This window comes from Actinoallomurus sp. NPDC052274 (assembly GCF_040679475.1).
Classification (GTDB): Bacteria; Actinomycetota; Actinomycetes; order Streptosporangiales; family Streptosporangiaceae; genus Actinoallomurus; species Actinoallomurus liliacearum.
Window position 1 is genome coordinate 35,246 of record NZ_JBFAUT010000004.1, and the last position, 21,033, is coordinate 56,278.

Consider the following 21,033-nt stretch of genomic DNA (forward strand, 5'->3'; position numbering starts at 1 on the left):
GGCCCTGCGGGTCGAGGGCGGAGTCACCTCGACGTGGGGCGGAAACCGCAGGGGCTGTCGGGGTTCCGGATGGCGGTCCGGAACCCCGGAGCGTCGTTCGGGGAGGGGATCTCCATGCGCTCCCCGACGCTGGCGACGTTGTCCGCCAACGTGTTGGTCAGCGCGGCCAACTCACGCTCCTGATCGGCTATCGCCTGCTTGACCTTGCCGATGGCGGTCCGCATGTTGGCGAGGATCGCCAGCGGGGTTCCGCCCGAGATCTTCGCCTTGTCCTCGCGTGATCCCGCCATCGAGGCATTGGCTATCGCATTGGCGAATGAGAAGGCGGCCATCGTCGCCGCGAGCGCACCGCCGGCGGTCAAGACCGAGGCGGCGGCGGTGCCAACGGTGACGGTCGCCGTGATCGTGGAAGGGGAGCAGTCGCACATCGCCAGCTCCGCGTGCAGCGCCTGGATGGTCTTCTGCCCGATCTCCCAGACGTCGGCGTTCGCGCGGGCCCGAATCTCCTGATGCGCCTGCAGAATGAGCGCCAGCGATCTGGCCAGCGCAGCCTGCAGTGGGATCGCCGTGTCGATGTGATTGACGAAGAACGTGTCGAACTGAGCCCGCGCGGCACCCTGCCAGTTCTGAAGATGGGTGCCGATGTCGTGCGTACGCTCGGCGATCGATAGGCGGTCGGTCCATCCTCCGGTGTGCTTGGGCAGCGGGCTCAGGAGCTGTTTGCCGGAGTTCCCGCTCCGCGGATCCAATTTCACAGCGTTCGCAGGGTCGATGTTGTCGGCGACGCTGAACAGGTCATCGACCGCCGCCTGGCACGTGGCCGGGTCGGTCATGCCGTACGAGGCGAACAGTTGAGGGACGCCCGCGTACTCGGTGTTGACCTGGTTCATCTCGGCCTGTCCCCTGTACGGGTCTACGGTGGCGCTGTAGTTGTGCCGAATCACCTTGAGCGCGGCCTCCAGCACCTGCCGGCCGCACGCGCTCATCTCGTCAGCATGGTGATATGACATGCCGCATCCCTCCGTCAGTCATGAGTCATGATCACGCGGGGCGGTGGCGCGGGCAGGACCTTGTCGGCAGGGATGCTGATGACTTCGTCGGGCGCTCCACCGCGCCACGCCTTCCGGACCTGCGCCGCGGCGTCGGCTTCCGCAGCCTCGTAATGGGCGGCGATGTGGACGATGGCCGTGCCCGCCGCCTCGAAGCTCTTGGCCGACCGGCCGAGGACATCCTGGAGTCGGTTGCGTAGCGCGGTCCACGGCGCGCGAAGCTGGTCCTGCGCTCCTCCGGTCGCGGGGCAGGAGGCGAACGCGGTGTTGTCATAGCCGGTGGTGTCGGCGACGCGATTGTTCAACGTGGCATATGTCCAGGCCAGGTGCGGCAGGGTGACTTTTCCGGCCGCCAGCAAATGGGTGAGCTCTACGACGAAGAGTGGATCGGTCATTCCGTCCTCGGTTCTTGTCGGTGCGCTGGATCAGAGATGGATCGCCGGACGCCGCCCGTCACGAACCCGGCAGGCATGATGACGACGGGCTGTAGACCGGCAGGCCGGGACTTACCGGGTCGGGGTCCAGTAGGACGTCGGTCCGCGCCGGGTCGGCGTCCTTCGGAACCCACGCGGTGAAGCGCACCCGCTGACCGCGCTTAAGGTCCGGGCCGATGCCCTGGCCGTTGACGTCGAGCAGCCTCCCGGACGAGTCTCGGAAGATCACGGACGCTCCGCGTCTTCCCGGGGATGACTCAGCGGGAGTCCACGTCACCGTGAAAGACACGTCGGCCCGACCGTTCAGCAGAGTTCGACTGTTATCGCGCTTCCCGACCGTGACGTCGGTGGCGCGGGAAACCGTCTGGTAACCCGAGGTGGACGGATCGATCCAGCAGACTCCGCCCCCGAACGGCCCGGGATCCGGCTGAACCCTCACGCTCGGGACCCCATCGGGTGCCTGCCGACGGTCGAAGTAGGTCCAGCTGGCGGCCCGCTGACCCGGCATGATCAGCGAACTGGTGAGGTGGGCCTGGACCGGTCCGCCCACGGACATCAGCTCGTGTCCCTGGTCGTCCAACGCTGACACGACGAACCTGACATTGGTCGCGGTCCGCCGGCACGGATTCTCGAGGATCGCGCTGACGAGGAACAGGTCGCTTTGCTGGTCCCGCTCGCCGACCGTGTAGTGGTCCTTGCGCGTGACCGCCGACTCCGCGACCCGCACCGCGCACGACGGTCCGTGCGTCGACGGCTGCGCGCGCGGTGTGCGGTGGTCCCCGGGACGGTGCGAGGACGCGCAGGCGGTCGCCAGCGTGATGAGTGCGACGACCGCGACGGTGCGACGTGCCGACCGAGCGCTTCGGTCGCCCGTTACACGGTCGGGCACAGCAGTGCGAATCGGATTCCTGTGGCCGGCCAAGGTCGCCGCCTTCCCGTCGTGTCTACCGCAGTGTGTGCCGCCCTGGAGGACCGGGTCGGCGGCGTGTGGTGTCGTCGATGCCTGAGCCGTAGTGCTCGTCCTTGAGCCTCCGTACCTCGGCTTGGTGACGGGTCAGGACCTCATGGAACGCGGCGAGGAGACCGGCCGTGAACGCGTCCTCGGAAACTCGGCCGACCGTGCCGTCCGCGATGCGCACGTCCCAGCGCACGAGCGCCTGACTGACCACGGTGATCCGCCCGTCGGGTGATGTGGCGGCCGTCCTGATCGCCGCGAGGTGCCGGCGGAACTCCCGGTCTTCGAGCCCGTATTCGATGGCGTCGTCGTGCAGCACGTCCGGCACCGCCGCGTCGATGAGCTTCGTCTGGGCGCGCACATATCCCGCCATGACCCGCATCGCCAACCGGGAGAGCTCTTGCTCCAACGAGGTCCCGGAGTAGTGCCGGTAGTCACCCGGGCGAAATGCGAGCTCTATTCTTCCGCCTCGATCGCCGAAAGTGGCATTTATCCGCCCATCGGGCGAGGTGGCGGTGACGGTCAGTGATAAGAGCCTGTCCGCAAGATCCATGGTGCATCGCCTCCTCGGGCCTGTCGACCACTTACTCGGACCGCCGCATGCGGCCCGTTGTCGCGCTGTGTAATCCGATGGTTAACAGTCGGTAATCCTAGGCTATGCGCAAGACGCGGATCAAGTTTTCGAGCGTGGGGCAGATGATCTTTGATTGCCATGTTTCGGACATTCAAGAATCTCTATTGCAGTGTTTTTGAATTATCATGGTTCGCGGCGGGACATCATTTGCTGGAGTTGGGATGGGCATAGGGCGTTTTGTGACGATCGGCGGGCGAAACGACGGATCCATCCCGCAGGAGTTGGTCGTCCACCACGCCGCCCCCGACGGCCATCCCGTCCACGTCGCTCCGCCGCCGGGCGAGAGCTGGGACGCCACCATCGCCGTCCGGGGCGACACGATCGCCGCCACCACCCACTCCATCGACGACCCGGCGGCACCGTCCAGGCTCTACGCGATCACGGAGGCGCGCGGCGTCCGGCCGGTGCCGCTCCCGCCCATCCGCCACGGCCGCGCCATCGACCTGGCCATCTCGCCCGACGGCGCGGATATCTTCCTCGCCCTCGACGCCGGTGACACCGAGCGGGAGGAGTACCTCCTGGTCGCGCCCGCGTCCGGCGACGGCCCGGTCCGCGTCTGGCCGCTCGACCCGGCCGCCCACGTGCTCGGCATCTCGGCCGGTCCGGACCGCGACCTCGCGATGCTCACCGTCGGAGCCACCGGCCGCCCGCAGCACCGTCGAGTCGTCCGGTCGCGCACCCCATCCTCGGGTGTCCTGCTCGTCGAGGACGGCGACCTTGGCATCCACCAGCTCCGCGCCGCCGAGCTCTCGGCGGACGGATCGCGGCTGGCCCTCGCGTACACCGGCGACGAGGGTGCCACGTTCAACGTCGCGGTGCTGCCGGTCGACGGAGGTCCACTTCGCGTGCTCTGGCAGCGTCCCTGCTCCTGGGACGACCCGGACGAGGTCCGCCTGGCGTTCGACCACGCCGGACAGCACCTGCTGCTCAGCTACGGCGAGGTCATCGCGATCACGGTCACCGACGCCACCCACCACGTCCTCACCCACGCCGCAGAGAACCGCTGGCAACGCGCCGCCTGGTAACCGCACCGCCTCACCCGGTCCTCATCCGGCCACTCGCCGGAAAGTGCGGGAAAACGGCACGAAAAATGCTAATGTCCGCTGCTTGTCAAAGATGTGGTCAAACGGGGGCCACATCGGAGGAGGTAGGACAGTGCCTACGCTGAAGACCTCACTGGCAGCACTCGGGGCCACTGCGGCGCTCACGCTCGGAAGCATGACTCTGGGGGCCACCGCCGCGAACGCCGCGAGCTCCCACCGAAACTGGACCCGCGTCAACGCCCAGGGATACTCGAACGCCGCCGGGGTCGTGTTCCACCCCAAGGGTGACAAGTTCGACGTCTATTACAACGAGAACCTGCACGTCAGTGGAACCGTTCACCTGTTGTGGCGATACAAGGGCAGCGAGACGATCCACCGCAAGGACTGGTCCACCCTGGTCGGTGTCTACCACGCCAAATACAACATGAAGGAACACAAGAAGATCTACTTCGAGCTCTGCGTCGCCCAGTACTGCTCTCCGACCGTGTGGTACGGCACCACCTGACCATCGTCTCCTGAGACGTAGTCGGGACGCCCGGCCGCACCGTCGGCGGTGCGGCCGGCACCGACGCCGTCGCGGCGGCGCCGAGGGGCCGCCCGGAGGCGGATACGGCGGCCCACCCGGCGCCGGGTACGGCGGGCCTCCACCACCCGGCTTCCCGCCTCCCGATCCGCCGCGCCGCTGATCATCGTGGCCGTCGTCGCGGTCCTCATCATCGTCGGCGCGGTCGCCATCGTGCTCGTCAGCCGGGGTGACGGCAAGAAGCATCCGGTCGCGGCCCCGACCACTCCGTACGTCGCCCCCACCCCCACGCCGACGCCGAGCGGCCGCTTCCCGCCGGTGGTGCCGGGCTGGCAGGTGGTCGTCGCCTCCGAGAAGAACGGCCTGTCCTACGACGTTCCGGCCGATTGGACGGTCAACGACGAGGACACCTCGATCGGCCTCGACGACGGCAGTGCCATGCCCGAGACCACGGTCTCGTTCAGCGCCAAGTCCGAGAAGGACAAGTGCACGCTCGGCGGCGCGGGCTTCAAGTCGACGGACGTCGACAACCTCCGCGCGTCGGCGACGCAGGCCGCCCGTGGATCGCGTGCTGGTCGATCTGTGCCTGTGCGGCGTGGTGAGGCCTGCGTGCGTCGCCGGACGGAACGGTCCGCCCGCCGGGCGGGGCGTCGTTTCTGGTGGCGTCCACTCAGGCGAGACGAATTCTCCTCTCAGTAGACGCAGGTGAAAGACGACAGGCGACCCGGGCATGCGATCTGCGGAGATCGTCCCTTTTGTCCTCGGGAACCTCGTGCGGGGCCGTACCGGAAGCTCGGCAAAACCCCACCTGCGGTGCCTACATGCGAGCTTTGACCCCGTCCGGAACCGCAGTCGCCGAGCGTTCGGTATGACACGGGCAGCGGACCGGAGCCCTCCCGGCCACCGACTCGGCCGGCCTGGGTGACGAACCCGTCGCCATCGGACAGTGATCAGCCCGGTCTCCGCACTGCCGTAGAGCACGACAAGATCCACCGGGCGGGTCCTGGCTAGGAGGGCATCGCCTTCGCGTGTTCGCAGATGTCCTCGACGAACTCGCGCTCCTCTTCGGTGGACGGGGTCACCGTGACGCCCGCCCGCGCCAGCAGGACGAGCGACGTGAGCAGCCAGCCGTGGAGCTGGCTTCGGTACACCTGGTTGGTCGAGGCGAAGTACTCCTTGTAGGCCACCTCGACCAGGGCGTCGAACGGCTGCGGGTCGATCTCGAAGACGTCCTCGGCGACCGTCCTGACGCCGGTCGCCCGACCCCCGCCCGCCGCGAGGCACTTCGTCATTCCGACGTACAGCCGGCCGGCCTCCGCGGACGGGGCCCAGACGGTCTCTTCACCGACCCTGAACAGGCAACTCACCCTGACCACTCCCACCCCGGAGAAAGACCGATCGACCCTTGATCGTTGACGGCCCGTTGATGCCCGCTCGATCACAGACCATGCACGTGAGGAGCAGCCCCGACACGACCAAGAGAGTGCTGATCGAATCCGGCGACGATCTCGTCGGTCCGCTCAGTGCTCTCGCCGGTGTGCGCCGCCTCACGACGATGAAAACCGCTGAGGTCCGTAGATCTACGCCTATTTTGACCATTGACGTGACTAATGGTCCGGATCAATAGTCGGTCATGTCGTCCTCCCTCCCCGCTCCAGGCCGACGGAGCCCCGCCCGCCCGTCCGTTCGCCGGTTCATCCGCCTGCTGACGACCACCTCCCTCCTCGCCACCGCCGTGATCCCCGCACTCGCCGGGAACAGCGCGGCCGCCACGTCCATCTGCGACAAGTACTGCGACGGCCGCGACCCGGCGCTGACCGCCGGCGACCGTACGCCCGTCCAGGCCACCATCTACTCGCGGCAGATCGCGTTGCACTTCGACGACGCCGACGACATGGCCTGGGCGAGCATCGACAACGGCAACCCGGCCGACGAGGTGTGGCTGGACCGTTCCTTCGACGGCGGCCAGAGCTGGAGCCAGGGCAGCAAGCTCGGCGACACCACCGTCCCGAGCGGCCAACGCGGCCGGCGCACCCTCATGTACAACGTCGACGACTGGAACAACCGCGGTGTCGGCGCCGTACGCGCCTGCGGCAAGGCCGGCGACCGCGTCGAGATCGCCTGCACCCCGTGGGCCCGTACGACCTGGAACGCCGGCAGCCGGTCCACCGCCGCGGCCACCGCGCTGATGATGTACTACAACGCCGGCACCGGCCTGTGGATCACCACCAACTGGTGGAACTCCGCGAACGCGCTGACCGCCGTCATCGACAACGTCCGGGTCAGCGGAATGGGCAGCTACAAATACGCCATCGCGACCACGTACGACGACAACCTGTCCGCCCAGGGCGGCCGGTTTCGCAACGACTACATGGATGACACCGGCTGGTGGGGCCTGGCCTGGGTGGACGCCTACGATCTGACCGGCGACAGCCGCTACCTGACCACCGCCAAGACCGATGCGGACTGGATGACGTCGTACTCCGACGGTACGTGCGGGGGCGGCGTCTGGTGGCGAACCCAGCGCGACTACAAGAACGCCATCACCAACGAGCTGTACCTGCAGCTCACCGCCGCCCTGCACAACCGCATCCCCGGCGACACCAAGTACCTGACCCAGGCGAAGAACGAATGGTCCTGGTTCAAGGCCTCCGGGCTGATCAACTCAGCTCACCTGATCAACGACGGCCTGACCACGTCGACGTGCAAGAACAACGGCCAGCCGGTCTACACCTACAACCAGGGCGTCATCCTGAACGGCCTGACCGAGCTGTACCGCGCCACCGGCGACGCCGGCGTGCTCACCGATGCCCGTACGCTCGCGGGCGCCTCGACGACCGACCCGACCCTCAACCCGAACGGCATCCTCGCCGACCCGGGCGAACCCCAGTCCAACGGCGGCGCGGACGGCCCGTCGTTCAAGGGCGTGTACGCCCGCGGCCTGGCCGCCCTCAACAAGGCGCTCGGCGACCACCCGTACACCGCCTACCTGAACCGCCAGGCCGACTCCGCCTACGCCCACGACCGCAACCCGCTCGACCAGTACGGCTACCACTGGGCCGGCCCGCTCGACTCCACCGACGCGGCCCGCCAGCAGAGCGGCGTGGACCTGATGAGCGCCGCCGGATAACGCCATCCGCGTCGGACCGTACATGGCCGACCGGTCTACCGCTCACCCCCGAGGAGGCGGGTCAGCGCTCCGGAAGGGGGCCGATCAGCTCGATGCCGTACTCGGCCCCCAACTCCCGGATCCGCTCCGGCATCGCCGCGTCCTCCTCGATCGCGCGATGCACGTCACGGAAGAAGCCCTCCGGCCCGCCAGGGACGATCATCGTCAGCTTGCGCCCGCCCGCCGACCCCGCACGCAGGCCGTGGACCAGCCCGCCCGGCACGAAGACCACCGCTCCAGTGCCGGCCGACACCCACTCGCCGGCGACGTAGAAGTCATAGTGCCCGTCGAGGATGTACCAGAGTTCGGCGACGTCGTGCCGGTGCAGGGGCGTGGCAAAGCCGGGCGCGTCGACGCCCTCCAGCAGCCCCAGCCCGCCACCGGTCGACTCCGCGGAAGCCTTGAGCCTCATGACCGAGCCCTCGGGCGCCGCCGCCCTCTCTCCCTCGCCCGCGGCCAGCACGTACGGGCGGAGCAGCCGACCCATCACCTCGTTGTCCTCAACGGCCATGGTCACGCGCCCACGAACTCGACCGCGGTCATGGGACCACGGCGCAGGGACGGGGAAGCCGGATCGGGGCGTGCACACCGGTTCGTCCACATAAGACGATCTTGACATGTTCCGGAGTGCTGTTTGATCTTGGGGGGGAGGTCGCTGGTTACGGTGATCAGGTGGCCACCACCGCCCTGCAGCGTGCCCTCACCGAGCCCGGCCCGGACCTGCGTCCGCTTCCTCCACGCGCCGAGGCCCTGCTCCGCGCATTGGACGCGCCACCGAGGCTCGCCGCCCACCTGCGCGCCGTCCACGATGTCGCCCACCAGATCCTCGACCGGCTCGGCCGCGACCACGGCAACGTGGCGGCCGACCGCGAGGCGGTCCTGTTCGGCGCGGCCACCCACGACATCGGCAAGACCGTCCATGTGGATGAGCTCTCCGGCCCCGGATCGGCCCACGAGAAGGCCGGTCACCGCCTGCTCCTGGACCACGGAGTCGAAGAGCGCCTGGCCCGCTTCGCCCGTACGCACGCCGCCTGGACCGAACCCGGCACCACGCTCGAGGACCTGCTGGTCAGCCTCGCCGACAAGGTCTGGAAGGCCAAGCGCGTCCCCGACCTGGAGCAGCGGGTGGTCGACCACCTGACGGAGGCGAGCGGGCAGGAGACCTGGCAGGCGTTCATGGACCTGGACGACCTTCTGACCGGGATCGTCGCGGACGCCGACCGCCGCCTCGCCTTCCAGTCCGCCTACCCGATCGTCTGAGTACGGGGCTGATCAACGTCCGATATGTTCCTGTCGGCATGGCCGTTTCGGCAGATCACTCAGGGGGTTCGCGGATGGACTTCGGCCCGGCTCCGAACGCCTGCCCGGTCTGCCGCATGACCGAGCAGACCCAGCCGGTGCCCGGCATCGTCTCGTCCCAGACGTCGTACAGCAGCGCGTACGTCCGGGGCTACCGCGCGTACGGCACGGCGAGCTCGAACCTGGCGGGGATGCTGAGTCTCCCGGTGGTACGGCCGCCGCGAGGCATGGTCACCATCGGCTGGATCCTCACGCTGAGCGGCGTGCCGCTGGCGGCGCTGTTCGTGCTGGTCTCCCTGAGCGCACACCACAGCTCGTCGCATCCCGCACCGATGTGGGCCGCCGTCATCGCACCACTGTTCATGACGCTTCCGCTATGGCTCTCGGGCCTGATCTGCATGGTCATCGGCTACGTACGCATGAGCGCCTTCCGCCGCGGAGCCCCGCTCCGCGAGATGGCGTGGAAGGTCTGGTCGACCGCCCGCTACTGCTTCCGCGACCACGTGGTCTTCCTCCCGCATGGCGCCCACGCCCCGGCGGAACTCGCCCGCTCGCTCATCCTCGACACCGCCCGGCACACGCTCACCGAACCGTACGCGCCGCCACCGCTCAAGGCGTGACAAGTACCCCATGAGAAAGGGCGAGTTGCACGATACGCCTCCTGCGTAATCCTGGAGCGTATAGCCCAATCTGCTGTGTTCAGCCCGGCGTCTTGGCCACCATGACCCTAATGGTTCAGGAGGCGAGGGTGGCCGCGCAGTCTTTGCAGCGGGACCTGGCAGCGCGGGAGGTGTCGCCTTCAGTGGCCTGCACGGGATGTCCCGCGCTGATGCGGTCCCAGAGAGCTGGATCAGGATTGGGAATCCAACCCCAGCCGTTCTCCGGGTTGAGGACCTGTTCCTCGGTCATGTGCTCGCAGGCACCGGGAACATGAGCCATATTGCGGCTAGAGATCAGCAGGGTGTCGGGACTGAACCGGCTCCAGCGGCTCTCGTTCGGGCGATGCCGCCCGACGGGAGCAAGATTGCACGCACAGCCGAGACCGACGATAAGCCCGCACTTTTCACACCACTCGGTCATGCTCTCTAAGCCTAACGAACCGACTCCGGCAGTTCTTCGCTTGGGAAGCGATCGGCTCCCCGCCGCGAGAAGGCGGCGGGGAGCCGAAGCGCGGCTCTCACCGTTTAGGGGCGACAACGGCGAGCCACAGGGGACGGGGCGTCTCGTGGTCAGCCGGCAGCGTCGTCCCGGCCCGGATCATTAGCGTGGGGGTTCAGCGCGGTGACCGCGAAGGTCATCCAGTCATGCAGGGGCAGGGTGCCGAGGACCTTCTCGTGCAGTTCGGTCTCGTCGGTGGCGCGCCCCGATGCCGATGCTGCGCCGTTCGCCGACCGGGTGCCAGAGCCGGAACAGGTGGCTGGCGACGGCCAGTTCCCCGGCTCGGACCGCTTCGGCGGCGCGGCGGCGAGGTACGGCCCGCCGTGTTCGCAACCGCCGACGCCCTGATCGAGGGCGTCGCTGACCTCGGGCTTAACGAGCCGGACGCCTGGCTGCCCGCCGACGACCCGTACGAGCGGTAGCGCCATGGACGGTCAGGATCGCTGCTCGGCGGCGGCGAGCAGGTCGAGCGAGAGCCGCCACAGCCGGGCCGCCTTGGACGGGTCCAGCGCGTGGTCCGCGATGCCGCGCCGTACGCCCGGCCGATGGGGTTCGGCCTCCTGACAGTCCTCGAAGTACTTCCCGGTGACGCCTTCGACCAGGGGAGAGGCGGCGAGCAGCACCGAGGTCGCGGCACCCTGCTCGATGTCCTTGAACGACACACCGCTGCTCCGGCCGGGTTCGTACGAGGCCGGGGCGTTCGTGGGCTCCCCGATGTGCCGGCCGAGATTCGTCGTGTCGATGCGTCCGGGATTGAGGGCGTTCACGGCGATGCCGTCGGCGCCCCACCGGCGGGCGGCCTCGACGGCGAACAGGATGTTCGCCGTCTTCGACTGGCTGTAGGCGGCCCAAGGGTCGTACGGGTGGTGCTCGAAGTTGACATCCTCGAACAGCACCTCGCCGTTGATGTGCCCGACCGAGCTGACGACGACGACCCGGGCGTCGCCCGCCTCCGCGAGCGCGCCGTGCAGGCCGGTGGTGAGCGCGAAGTGCCCGAGGTGGTTCGTGGCGAACTGCAGCTCCCACCCCTCCGCGGTCCGCGTCTCCGGCGAGGCCATCACCCTCGCGTTGTCGACGAGGATGTGCAGCGGCTCGTCCCACGCGGCCGTGAACGCCGCGATCGACGCCCGGTCGGCCAGGTCGAGCGGCGCCACCCGGACCCGTACGCCGCCCGTCATGGCCGTGATGCCGGCGGCGACCTCCTCGCCCGAAGGCGTCTTCCGCCGGAACCTGGCCGCGCACCTCCGCCCAGCCGAGGCCGCTTGGTGGCGCGACCGCCAGGACCTCGAACCCACCGTCAAGGGCGCCCGCCCGGCGGACGTCGTACGGCTCGTGAAGCTGATCCCGCCCACCATGGCGGTCCACGGCCGCACGGAAGCGGCCGTCGCCGCCCTCATCGACGCGTACCGGAACTGGGAGGGCACCTCCAGACCAGGTTCGCCCCATCAGTGCTGGACCTGCGGGAACGCGTACGCCTCATCGCCGTCGCCATGGTGGAGACCGCCCCTGAACAGGCGGCGTACCAGGCCGCGACCACGCTGGCGGAGAAGCTCGGGCTCCCCACCGAGGAAGGCCACGGCCTCGCCGGCGCGGGCACCCGCTGCCTGCGCGACGGAGCCGAGACCAGCTGCGATGACGGCATCGTACGGTTCGTCAAGCCCGCCTTCGCCGAGTCGGTCCTGGACTACGTCGCGCGGACCTATCCCGAGGCATGGCAGCAGGTACGGGAGTGGACGGTCGAACTGCCCCAGCGGCTGAGCGGTGATCCCAATGCCCCGTCCGTCCTCGCCCGGCTGGCCCGTACAGTGTCGGAACTGGCGGCCCGCCGGGACGACCTGGACCTCCTGCGGCGGGCGGCGGAGGCCTGGTCGGCCACATCTGGGCTGCGACCGCTCGCGGTCGAGGTGCTCGGCATGGCAGCGGCGGTCGACACCGCGCTGGGCCGCGGGGCGCGTCAGTGGATGTACGACAGCGCCTACCACCGCAGAGGCGCGGCGGCAACGCTGACCGCCGTCGCGGAGGCCTGCGCCAAGTACGGCACCGTCTACCCTGAGAACGCGCTCACCCGGCTGCGTCATCTCGCCGCCGTCGAGCACGAGACTGTACGGAGCGCCGTACGGCAGGCCGTCACCGACCTGGCCGGCGACGACCGCATGCGGACGAGAGTCCTCGACGGCCTCGGAATCTGGCTACAGGGCACGAAGGGCCGGCCCGTCGGCTGCGAGGCGTTCCTCGATGTCGTGCAGACCCGCGACGACCAGGACCACCTGGCCGTGATCGGCGAGGCGGCGCGGCGCAGCAGAAGCCGCCTCGCGGAGGCGCTCAGCAAGGGTTGGCGCGCCGCACTCGTCGAACCCGCCACGACGGACCGCGCCCGTACGCTCATCGCGGCCTGGCTCGACGACGCCCTCACCTCTCTGCAGACCGGTGACGCGGACCGCCCCCGCACGGTCGTCCGCGTCCTCGGCCATGCGGCCCGAGATGACGCCCGCTATCTGCCGAGACTCGTCCGCGCGGTGGACGCCTGGTACGCCCAGACGGACGACCCCACGCCGGACCGTACGGCCCTCCGCCGAACGCTCATCGAGACCGCCTCATCAGCCGACCCGCTGCTGTCCGCCCAGGAAGGAGAAGGCACGGCATGACCACCTCGTACGACACCGGATCGAGTTTCCGGCAGTTCTTCCGCGGCCTCCTCGAGCGCGCCGCCAAGCATCAGACCCAATTCGCGGCACGGCTGCCCAGCGATATCGACGGCCTGACGTTCAGCGCGGTCATCGACATGACCTGGGAGAACCGCGTCACCGGCGCGCACCACCGCAACCCGGAGGACGCTGCCCGAGATCACGCGCGCACCCTCGCGTCCACCATCACCGCCCAGATGTCCGTCCTCGACCCGCTCGCGGCGGAGCACCGGCTGAACGCCCGACTCGGCTATCCGCACCAGGTGCCCCACAGCCCCGCGGTGATCACCCACGCGACCGTCAGAATCGCGGTCGACGAGGACACGATGAGGACGGCGCGGGAGAGCGAGCAGAACCGCGCGAAGTTGGACGACATGCGACTCCTCAAGGACCACGTCCTCGCCGACCCGGTCATGGCGTGTGCCTGGTGGCTGGCCGACCACCCCGAACGCCTTTTGAGAAGCTCGCGGACATGGGCCCTGCCTTCGACCGCCTCGCCGCCCTCACCACGGCAAACGACGGTCGCGTGAACAACCTGCTGCAGGTCGCCGAGGTGCTGGAACGCTTCGTCTCCGGCCTGGAGGCCATCGACCGCCAACGCCTCATCGAGAACACCGCCCACGTCATGACCACGTACGGCCGCTCCGACCTCGCCGAGGAGCTCAAGGGCGTGTAGGCGGCCGTCTAGAGTCGGTCTCAGGCGTTTTCATGCGTGATTCGTGCATGAGACCGCGACTAACATGCCAGGAGGACTAGCCTGCTATCAGGAGGTCGGCGATGTTGCTCCGTTTCCGCGTGGCCAACCATCGATCGATCCGTGGCGAGCATGAGCTGTCATTGATCGCTACCGAGTTCAACGAGGGCACCGCCCGAGACACCGGCCTTCACTACAAGGGCAGGGACGTGCCGGCGCTTCCGGTGCTCGCCCTGTACGGGGCCAACGCCTCCGGCAAGTCCAATCTGATAAAGAGCTTGTGGTTCATGCGGCGAGCGGTGCTGGACTCGTTCGCGGATTGGGCGAAGGTGCCCGACGTGGTGCCGCGTGAGCCCTTCAAGCTCGACCCCACGTCTCGTGAGGAGACGAGCCTGTTCGAGGTCGATCTCGTCCTGGGACCCGAGCCGGTGCGTTATACCTACGGCTTCGAGCTGTCAGACGAGCGAGTGGAGGCCGAGTGGCTCCACGCGTACCCGCACGGCCGTCGCAACGTGTGGTTCGACCGTGAGGCGGACAGACCGGAATCCGAGGGTGGGGAGTTCATCTTCCGCGGCACGGGTTTCAAAGGGCGCCGTGACGATCTTGTATCGCTCACGCGGCCGAACGCCCTGTTCCTGTCCACGGGTGCCGCACTCAACGATCCGCAGCTGTCGATGCTGTACCGCTGGTTCGTGAACAACCTGCTGTTCATCGCACCCGACGCGGACGTCAGAGTGCGGACGAACTTCACCATGCGGTTGATGACCGACTTCGACCAGCGGGCCGACTACGCCCGGCGCATCGTGCGGATGCTGCAGATGGCCGACCTGGGGCTGACCGGCTTCCACGTGGTCCCGGAGACCGGGAAGGTCGAGCTGCGCCACCGCACCCCTGACGGTGGCGATGCTCCGATGGACTTCATGGAGGAGTCCCTCGGAACCCACGCCTGGTTCGGATTCCTGGGCCCGATGCTCATCGCGCTCGACGAAGGGTCGGTTCTTGTCGTGGACGAACTCGATTCAAGCCTGCACCCGATGCTGGCGGCCGAGGTCGTACGCATCTTCCAGGATCCGGACGCGAACCCGCACGGAGCACAGCTGATCTTCACGACGCACGACGCGACGTTGCTGGGGAACGCGGTCCTCGACCGCCCGATCGGACGAGACCAGATATGGCTCATTGTGAAGAACCGATCCGGTGAAACGGAGCTGTACCCGCTGACCGAGGCGAAGCCGCGCAAGGAGGAGAACATCGAGCGGGCCTACCTGCGGGGCCGGTACGGCGGAGTGCCGCGGGTCACCGCCGGAGAGATCGTTCGGGCGCTGTCTCGGCATGGAGACGAGGTGACGGCGTGACTCGGCGGAGCGAGCCGCGGGACGGGCGAGGCAAGCGCAGAAGGCGCGGTCATCTGGAGGATGAACGCCCGCTGGTGCGCCGAGCCGGCGGGCGGTCCCGCCGTGTACGCGTTGTGTACGTGGCCTGCGAGGGTGAGTCGACCGAGCCCGACTACCTGGAGTACCTCAACGAGCGGTACGGCGATGCTGGCAACACGCCTTTCCGTATCCAACCGGTCTACCGTAAGAACGGAATGCTTCCCCGCGAGACCGTCGAAGCGGTACGCGAGATCGCTGCGGAGGATGAAGCCTGGGCGCTGTTCGACCGCGATGAACATCACGACATCCTCGAAGCCGTCAAGGATGCCGCTGCCTGCAACGTCGACCTTGCCTTCTCACATCCGTCCTTCGACCTGTGGTTACTACTGCACTTCCAGGCCTTCGGAGGGACGCAGAGCGGGAGCAGCAAGGTCGTCATCGAAAAACTGCGGCAGGCCGATGCCGCGTTCAAGGATTACGGCAAGAGAAGCGACAAGAGCATCGAGGCGGCTCGACGCGACGCCCTGGAAAGGAACCAGGACAACGCCGTTGCGCGGGCCCGCGGTCTGGTGAAGTCCTGCCCTCACGGTTCCTGTGCTCCCAGCAGGGCGGTCACCGCTCCGGTCGACCGAGATGTCGGAACTCGATCTCCGCAGCAGTGGGCGGCCCGCTCCGGACACGCTCCGGACTGCCCCTTCCTCGATCGCGATCCGTCCACCGACGTATGGCGGCTCCTCGTCTCACTCGAGATCCATCCCACAACACGTTGAGCAGGGTCTACGCGACAACGAGATCCGGACAGAGTGGACGATCCACCGCCTCGCGCGGTCAGGTCGGCTGACGACAATCGTCCAGATATGTAACCGCAGTTCACAAAAGTGCATGCTGCCGCTGCTGTTCGCGACGAAACCGACGTACAACATTCCCCCGCTCGAGGCTGGAGCATGGCTTCCGGCGGGCGCTCAGGTACGTTCCCCTGCGTTGAGAGTCACTACGACCACCGCCTCGACCGGAAAGGACCGGTGGTTGACCGAAAGCGGTCAGCGATCGGCACCCTACGTCCGGCTTCCCGCGATTACGGTCACTTCTCGTAACTCTTGGTAAATCGGACTCGGAGCCAACGGGGGCAGAGAGAGGCGCATGGCGAAGCGGCGGGGAGTATGGGCGGATCTGCAACGAGAGCGGGCACGTAGGCAACGCCTGGAGCAGCAGGCCTACCGTGCCGCCGCGCAAGCGGCGAAGAAGGCGGAGCGGGAACGTGAGCAGGCCCGGCGTGCAGCAGCACGGCAGGCCGCGCAGGACGAACGTGAACACAAGCGGCTCTACATCGAAGAACGCAAGGCGGAGGCCGCCGACCTGGCCGCGGATCTCCAGGAGAGGATCGAGGAACTGGACTCGGTGCTCGTCGCCGGAGTCCGGCGACGCCCGGACGCCTCGTTCGCGTCGTTGCGGCGCACATTCCAGCCGCCGCCGTTCGAACCGGAGGGACTCGACCGGCCGGTGCCTCAACCGCAGTGGGTCCCGCCCCGGCCGCCGAGCGCAGTCGGGAACCTGTTCGGCGGCCGTGCACGGTACGAGCGCGAGGAGGCCGCGGCTCGCCAGGCGTACGAGCGTGAGCGCGCCCGGCACGCCGCCGTCGAGGCCGATCGCCTGCGGCTCCTGGACGAACGACGCCGCGCCTACGACCAGTGGCTGGCGACGGAGTCTGAGGGCATCCGTCGCCACAACGCCGAGATCGATGAGTTCGAGCGCCAGGTTCGCGCCGGTGACTCTGATGCCGTCGCGCGGTTCTTCACCCTCGTCCTCGACTCATCGCCGTACCCGGAGGGCTTTCCGCATCGCACCCGTGCCATCTACCGGCCCGAGCCCCGGGAACTGGTCGTGGAGTACGAGCTACCGCCGCAGTCCGTCATCCCGGCCGAACGTGACTACAAGTACGTACAGACCCGCGACCAGATCGACAAGGCCGCGCGATCGGTTAAGGAGATCAAGGATCGGTACGCCCGTCTCATCGCTCAGGTCGCGCTGCGCACGCTGCATGAGGTCTTCGCCGGCGACCCGGTCGGCATCATCGAGGTCGCGTCGTTCAACGGGCACGTGTCCACCACCGACCCCGCGACCGGTCAACCCGTCCGGCCATGTCTGCTCAGTGTCAGTGCGGAGAAGGGGCTGTTCTCCAGTTTCGTGCTTGCCGATGTGGACCCTGTCGCCTGCCTCAAGAAGCTCAACGCGCTGATCTCCCAGCACCCGTACGACCTGGAGGCCGTGCGACCGGTCGTCGACTTCGAGGCGCTGTTGTCGCAGTACAAGTTCGTCGAGGGCATGGACGCCGTCGCCGGCCTCGACTCCCGCCCCGACCTGCTTGACATGAAGCCGAACGAGTTCGAGCACTTCACCCGTCAGCTGTTCGAGACGATGGGCATGAAGTCGTGGGTGACCCAGGCGTCCAAGGACGACGGCGTCGACGCCGTCGCCATCAATGAGGATCCGGTCTTCGGCGGACTGTGCGTCATACAGGCCAAGCGTTACAGCGGCCCCGTCAACGTCGAGGCCGTACGAGCGCTGGCCGGCGTCATGGAGGACAAACACGCCACCAAAGGCATCATGATCACTACCTCGTGGGTCACCAAGGACGGCCACGCGTTCGCCGCCCGCCACGGTCGCATTCAGATCATGGAGTGCGAAGAGATCAAGTACCTCTGCAAGGAACACCTTGACCTCGACGTCCTGATCGGCCTCCCTAAGCCCCCACCCAAGCGACGCTGACGACTCTCGTCCGGGAAAGCGCTGGGCGGCGTCCGCTCGCTCATTCTCGCCCCCCGCCCAGCGCGCCGTCGCCGGACCGATCCGCCAGACCTTACATAGTGCGAATCGCCTGTCCCAGTGTCGTGTCTTCGGAAAGGTTGGCAGTATGCAGCCGCCGCACAACGCCATCGACGCCGTTCTGGATGCCCAGGACAGGATCGATGTCCCGGTCCTCGTACGCTCCGCGCCCGCGAGGCGACCGACGCCCCACTGGCATTGGGCGCGCGAACCATGGCCAGGTCCGGGTGGTGTACCGCCGAATGGCTGGTACCTGGTGACGACGATTTGGCGAGAAATCATCAAACACGCCGCCGAGGTGGGGCGAGACGTCACCCCTTGGTTGAAGATGGTGCCGCAGCTGGCAGGTCAGGAGTTGCTGGCCCGTATCTCGCCTCTGCAGGCGTACCTGTCTCTGGAGGATGCCAAGTTCAAGCCCTACCCGCATAACGCCGGCCGTCGATTGGTAGCCAGCATCGCTCATGAGCATGGCACCGAGAGGAGCGCTCGGGCCGCCTTCGCGTATCGACTCGGGATGACCATGGCGCAGTGGGCGTGCTGCGGACTGATGGGGCTGGGTGCCACCACGCACGCTGAGACACGAGGCCCGAACGACATCTCCGGGTTCGACAGTCCGTACGAGCGTCGGCCGGACCTCTGGGGAAGGCATCCTTTGGACGCGCAGTGTTGGTGGCTGATCGAAGCCAAGGCCGCGCGAAAGATAGGCCTACCCGAGCTTCGGGAAGGGGCGGAGCAGCTGCGTGAGGGCAGCAAACTCATGGGTGATGAGCCGCACCGGCTGTTGCTCTGCGGTACGTCCCTGCACGACCAGGTGTTCATGACGATCGACGACCTGGCAATCGATGGTGGGTCGTACTACGACGGTCCGACTCTCTCGTCGCCCTCCGATGGCGAATCCGACGCGGAAGACCACCTTGACGAGGATGACGATGCGCTGCTGGCCGTGGCCGAGGCGCAGCTCCTCGTCTACTTGAACCTTCGTTACGGTCCGCAGGCCGATCTGCGCCTGGTGCCGCTCAGCGCCGCCCGCCGGAACAGACCGCGCATGCGCACGGGCTTCCTGACTCCGTTGGAGGCCGACCCCGAAACGATCGGAGTCCGCAACGAGCTCAGGGCGCGGCGGTTGACAGACGAGTCGGATCTTCGGCGCAATACGGATGCGAGCGCCTTCCTGGTAGGGCGAGTCCCGGGAACCGATGTGCGACTAGGCATGTCCCGCCAGCTGTTCGCTGCCTGCGCGCGCCTCTATGAGGAGCACATGGAGGTCGCCAGCGACGTTGACCTTCCCCCTGAACCGCCGACGCGCTATCAGGTACCCGAAGAGGCCGGATATCCATCGGGCATCCCACAAGTCCCGGACACGTCGGCTGCGGAAGACGACGACCAATTGGTCGAGTTCCGCTATCAGCGGCGTGCGCAGCATCGAGAGCTGATGGACGAACGGCGCGGGCGGCTTCGGTCGGATGTTCGCCGCGCATACCGAGACGCGGGTGAGTCATCCTGGTCGAATCTGACTGCCGGTCGTCGTCCGCAGGTCGTCGTCGATGACCCGTCCGTCCTGGAAGGGGCGACAGCGGAGACCTATATCGCCGTACAGGCCAATGACCCACTGCTTCCTCCTGCAGCCGATCAGTAGGATCCTCGCCATCTTCCGCTAGGCACTTGGTTGCTCACCGCCGACAAAAGGCCCAGGCGTGACCGCCTTGAGATACTCATCGTCCAGAATCCGATGGAATCGCCGCGCCCTACGGCTTTCGGCCGTGTCGACGCGTACGGATCGTGCGTCGGCCCAGAAACGGTGACCCGGTGCCGACTGGAACATGTGGGCCGCCGCCGCGCGCAGATGAGTCTCGGTGAGCTGCCCCAGTTCGTACCTGCTCTCCCAGTACGAGACGATCATGTTCACGTACAGCGCCTGACGGGTTTCGACCGGATCGTCGGTCGAGTAGTACGGACCTCAGCACTCCAGATACGCCGGGTCGTCCATCGCCATCTTGAGCAGGTCCGTATGGACCGACCGCGACGCCTGCTCGCGGTCGGCCTTCGACTCGCGCGCCTGCAAGACAAGTGACGCGCCCACTCCGACCAGCGCGAGGACGGAGAGCAGAGCGGCGGCGGCACCGTAGGTCTGTCCGATGTTCCCTCGCCGAGCCCACGACCCCGTATCTCCACCGAACAAGTCGAGCGCCAGTGGCGAGATGGCGACCAGGATGATGGAGACGGCCGCGAGCGCGATGGCGACGAGGCGCCGCAAGAGCAGCCCCGTCGACGTCGTCCGTCGTAACCGCCCTGCCATGGGCTCTTCACCCGATCCTAGGAACGCCCGCTGGGAAGTACGTTCGTCCGCGCCAGGAACACACCGAGGTCCTCGCCCTGGTCCCACAGACCTGCCATCTCGGACAAGCATGCGGCCGTGACCCGAGGTTCGGTCATCAGCTTGGCGCCGGTGACGACGCCGTCATCGGCGTAGCGCACCTGATAGGCGACGCGCTCACCGAGCAGGATCACCTCGGGCAACGGGCCGGAAGCCTCCAGGGTTGCCAGAGCGGAGGACGGGAGCACCCTGATGCGCTCGCCGAGTTCGGCTCGGATTCGCAGGACGGTCAGCTCCCAGCACAGGTAGTCGGTCGCGGGCAGATCGACGATTCGCACTCGGCGCTGGACGATGCCGTGTGCGTCGAGGCGCCGCTGAAGCTCGGATATGCCGGCGCGCATCTCCTCGGCGAGGGCCAGAGAACGCTCTCGGTCACCTTCGGCCCATGCCACCCAACTCGGCACGTCGGGTTCCCGGAAGCTCTGGCGCCTCTCGAGCTTCCAGGTGGAGTCGACCTGCCAAAGGCGCGAGTCGAAGTCGGTGAAATAGTCGTCCAGTTTGAGCCCGACACCGGGGAGCCCCGCGACCCGCTCAAGCATCAGGGATGTGCGGCTTGGCGGCGATGAGCATGTTCCGTGGGATGATGACCAGCCGTTCGTCGGCAACGATGCTGACGTCCTCGGGCAGGCGTGCCTTGTACTGTTCGGTCAGGTCGCGGCCGATCACCGCGATATCGCCGTTGTCGAGTTCCCAGATGTCAGGGCACGCCGGGGTGGCGTTCGTGTTCCCCAGTTCGAGGGTCGACTTGCCGAGGCGCCGTCTGAACCCGGCTGCCGGGTCGGCCTCCCAAGGTCGCTTCATCGCGTCTCCGCCTGATTCCC

At 67.6% G+C, this 21,033-nt stretch carries 24 protein-coding genes and 1 pseudogene; 13 read left to right on the plus strand and 12 right to left on the minus strand.

The genetic code is table 11. The features are described 5' to 3' along the window. Window positions 1-23: 23 nt before the first annotated feature. From AB0K82_RS04905 to AB0K82_RS04920, 4 genes are all read right to left on the minus strand, one after another. Window positions 24-986, minus strand: a complete 963-nt coding sequence (locus tag AB0K82_RS04905) for a hypothetical protein (RefSeq protein ID WP_364392813.1) — start codon at window positions 984-986, stop codon at window positions 24-26. 38 nt (window positions 987-1,024) lie between these two features. Continuing rightward, window positions 1,025-1,444, minus strand: a complete 420-nt coding sequence (locus tag AB0K82_RS04910; RefSeq protein ID WP_364392816.1) for a hypothetical protein — start codon at window positions 1,442-1,444, stop codon at window positions 1,025-1,027. Between the two features lie 58 nt (window positions 1,445-1,502). Beyond that, window positions 1,503-2,210: a hypothetical protein gene (locus AB0K82_RS04915; RefSeq protein ID WP_364392818.1), complete on the minus strand. Its 708-nt coding sequence runs from the start codon at window positions 2,208-2,210 to the stop codon at window positions 1,503-1,505. 217 nt (window positions 2,211-2,427) lie between these two features. Continuing rightward, on the minus strand, window positions 2,428-2,991 hold the full coding sequence (locus AB0K82_RS04920) for a hypothetical protein (RefSeq protein WP_364392821.1): 564 nt from the start codon (window positions 2,989-2,991) through the stop codon (window positions 2,428-2,430). A 242-nt stretch (window positions 2,992-3,233) separates the two neighbouring features. On the opposite strand from AB0K82_RS04920, the gene AB0K82_RS04925 reads away from it, so the two are divergent. The 3 genes from AB0K82_RS04925 to AB0K82_RS04935 all read left to right on the plus strand — a co-directional run bounded on the left by AB0K82_RS04925 (window position 3,234) and on the right by AB0K82_RS04935 (window position 5,337). After that, on the plus strand, window positions 3,234-4,097 hold the full coding sequence (locus AB0K82_RS04925; RefSeq protein ID WP_364392823.1) for a hypothetical protein: 864 nt from the start codon (window positions 3,234-3,236) through the stop codon (window positions 4,095-4,097). Window positions 4,098-4,290: 193 nt separating this feature from the next. Then, complete coding sequence (locus tag AB0K82_RS04930) at window positions 4,291-4,620, plus strand: hypothetical protein (protein ID WP_364392825.1); 330 nt, start codon at window positions 4,291-4,293, stop codon at window positions 4,618-4,620. Between the two features lie 186 nt (window positions 4,621-4,806). After that, on the plus strand, window positions 4,807-5,337 hold the full coding sequence (locus AB0K82_RS04935) for a hypothetical protein (RefSeq protein ID WP_364392827.1): 531 nt from the start codon (window positions 4,807-4,809) through the stop codon (window positions 5,335-5,337). Between the two features lie 308 nt (window positions 5,338-5,645). On the opposite strand, the gene AB0K82_RS04940 is transcribed toward AB0K82_RS04935, so the two are convergent. Next, a complete protein-coding gene (locus AB0K82_RS04940) occupies window positions 5,646-6,005 on the minus strand; it encodes a DUF6086 family protein (RefSeq protein ID WP_364392829.1) in 360 nt (119 codons plus the stop codon). 266 nt (window positions 6,006-6,271) lie between these two features. Here AB0K82_RS04940 and AB0K82_RS04945 point away from each other — a divergent pair, with 266 nt between their 5' ends. Further along, window positions 6,272-7,768, plus strand: coding sequence for a glycoside hydrolase family 76 protein (locus AB0K82_RS04945; RefSeq protein WP_364392831.1), 1,497 nt, complete (start codon window positions 6,272-6,274; stop codon window positions 7,766-7,768). A gap of 61 nt (window positions 7,769-7,829) precedes the next feature. Here AB0K82_RS04945 and AB0K82_RS04950 read toward each other — a convergent pair whose 3' ends face one another. Further along, the gene (locus tag AB0K82_RS04950; protein ID WP_364393227.1) at window positions 7,830-8,318 is read right to left on the minus strand and encodes a cupin domain-containing protein; all 489 of its coding nucleotides are present in this window, start codon (window positions 8,316-8,318) and stop codon (window positions 7,830-7,832) included. 161 nt (window positions 8,319-8,479) lie between these two features. On the opposite strand from AB0K82_RS04950, the gene AB0K82_RS04955 reads away from it, so the two are divergent. Both AB0K82_RS04955 and AB0K82_RS04960 read left to right on the plus strand, forming a co-directional pair. Next, the gene (locus AB0K82_RS04955) at window positions 8,480-9,067 is read left to right on the plus strand and encodes an HD domain-containing protein (protein ID WP_364392833.1); all 588 of its coding nucleotides are present in this window, start codon (window positions 8,480-8,482) and stop codon (window positions 9,065-9,067) included. Between the two features lie 116 nt (window positions 9,068-9,183). Continuing rightward, a complete protein-coding gene (locus AB0K82_RS04960) occupies window positions 9,184-9,726 on the plus strand; it encodes a hypothetical protein (RefSeq protein ID WP_364392836.1) in 543 nt (180 codons plus the stop codon). Window positions 9,727-9,841: 115 nt separating this feature from the next. Here AB0K82_RS04960 and AB0K82_RS04965 read toward each other — a convergent pair whose 3' ends face one another. The 3 genes from AB0K82_RS04965 to AB0K82_RS04975 form a co-directional block, all read right to left on the minus strand. After that, complete coding sequence (locus AB0K82_RS04965; RefSeq protein ID WP_364392838.1) at window positions 9,842-10,186, minus strand: hypothetical protein; 345 nt, start codon at window positions 10,184-10,186, stop codon at window positions 9,842-9,844. A gap of 149 nt (window positions 10,187-10,335) precedes the next feature. Beyond that, on the minus strand, window positions 10,336-10,692 hold the full coding sequence (locus AB0K82_RS04970; RefSeq protein WP_364392840.1) for a muconolactone Delta-isomerase family protein: 357 nt from the start codon (window positions 10,690-10,692) through the stop codon (window positions 10,336-10,338). Between the two features lie 6 nt (window positions 10,693-10,698). Further along, window positions 10,699-11,661 carry an SDR family NAD(P)-dependent oxidoreductase gene (locus AB0K82_RS04975; protein ID WP_364393229.1) on the minus strand — a complete coding sequence of 321 codons (963 nt, stop codon included), beginning with the start codon at window positions 11,659-11,661 and terminating at the stop codon, window positions 10,699-10,701. A gap of 51 nt (window positions 11,662-11,712) precedes the next feature. Between AB0K82_RS04975 and AB0K82_RS04980 the strand changes: the two genes are divergently transcribed. From AB0K82_RS04980 to AB0K82_RS05010, 7 genes are all read left to right on the plus strand, one after another. After that, window positions 11,713-12,909 (plus strand): hypothetical protein, encoded by a 1,197-nt coding sequence (locus AB0K82_RS04980; protein ID WP_364392842.1) that lies wholly within the window; start codon window positions 11,713-11,715, stop codon window positions 12,907-12,909. After that, complete coding sequence (locus AB0K82_RS04985) at window positions 12,906-13,478, plus strand: hypothetical protein (RefSeq protein ID WP_364392844.1); 573 nt, start codon at window positions 12,906-12,908, stop codon at window positions 13,476-13,478. The genes AB0K82_RS04980 and AB0K82_RS04985 overlap by 4 nt, the downstream gene beginning before the upstream one ends. After that, the gene (locus AB0K82_RS04990) at window positions 13,475-13,624 is read left to right on the plus strand and encodes a hypothetical protein (protein ID WP_364392847.1); all 150 of its coding nucleotides are present in this window, start codon (window positions 13,475-13,477) and stop codon (window positions 13,622-13,624) included. The genes AB0K82_RS04985 and AB0K82_RS04990 overlap by 4 nt, the downstream gene beginning before the upstream one ends. Before the next feature lie 101 nt (window positions 13,625-13,725). Next, complete coding sequence (locus AB0K82_RS04995) at window positions 13,726-14,997, plus strand: ATP-binding protein (protein ID WP_364392848.1); 1,272 nt, start codon at window positions 13,726-13,728, stop codon at window positions 14,995-14,997. Window positions 14,998-15,116: 119 nt separating this feature from the next. After that, window positions 15,117-15,785, plus strand: a complete 669-nt coding sequence (locus AB0K82_RS05000) for an RloB family protein (RefSeq protein ID WP_364392851.1) — start codon at window positions 15,117-15,119, stop codon at window positions 15,783-15,785. A 370-nt stretch (window positions 15,786-16,155) separates the two neighbouring features. Then, window positions 16,156-17,781 (plus strand): restriction endonuclease, encoded by a 1,626-nt coding sequence (locus AB0K82_RS05005; RefSeq protein WP_364392853.1) that lies wholly within the window; start codon window positions 16,156-16,158, stop codon window positions 17,779-17,781. Between the two features lie 145 nt (window positions 17,782-17,926). After that, window positions 17,927-19,474: a hypothetical protein gene (locus tag AB0K82_RS05010; RefSeq protein WP_364392855.1), complete on the plus strand. Its 1,548-nt coding sequence runs from the start codon at window positions 17,927-17,929 to the stop codon at window positions 19,472-19,474. A gap of 18 nt (window positions 19,475-19,492) precedes the next feature. Here AB0K82_RS05010 and AB0K82_RS05015 read toward each other — a convergent pair. The 3 genes and pseudogenes from AB0K82_RS05015 to AB0K82_RS05025 form a co-directional block, all read right to left on the minus strand. Next, window positions 19,493-20,245: pseudogene (locus AB0K82_RS05015) on the minus strand (DUF6082 family protein). Continuing rightward, entirely contained in the window at window positions 20,152-20,751 is a 600-nt protein-coding gene (locus AB0K82_RS05020; protein ID WP_364392857.1) for a DUF6879 family protein, read from the minus strand. The pseudogene AB0K82_RS05015 and the gene AB0K82_RS05020 overlap by 94 nt, the downstream one beginning before the upstream one ends. After that, complete coding sequence (locus AB0K82_RS05025) at window positions 20,744-21,013, minus strand: hypothetical protein (protein WP_364392859.1); 270 nt, start codon at window positions 21,011-21,013, stop codon at window positions 20,744-20,746. The genes AB0K82_RS05020 and AB0K82_RS05025 overlap by 8 nt, the downstream gene beginning before the upstream one ends. Window positions 21,014-21,033 lie beyond the last annotated feature (20 nt).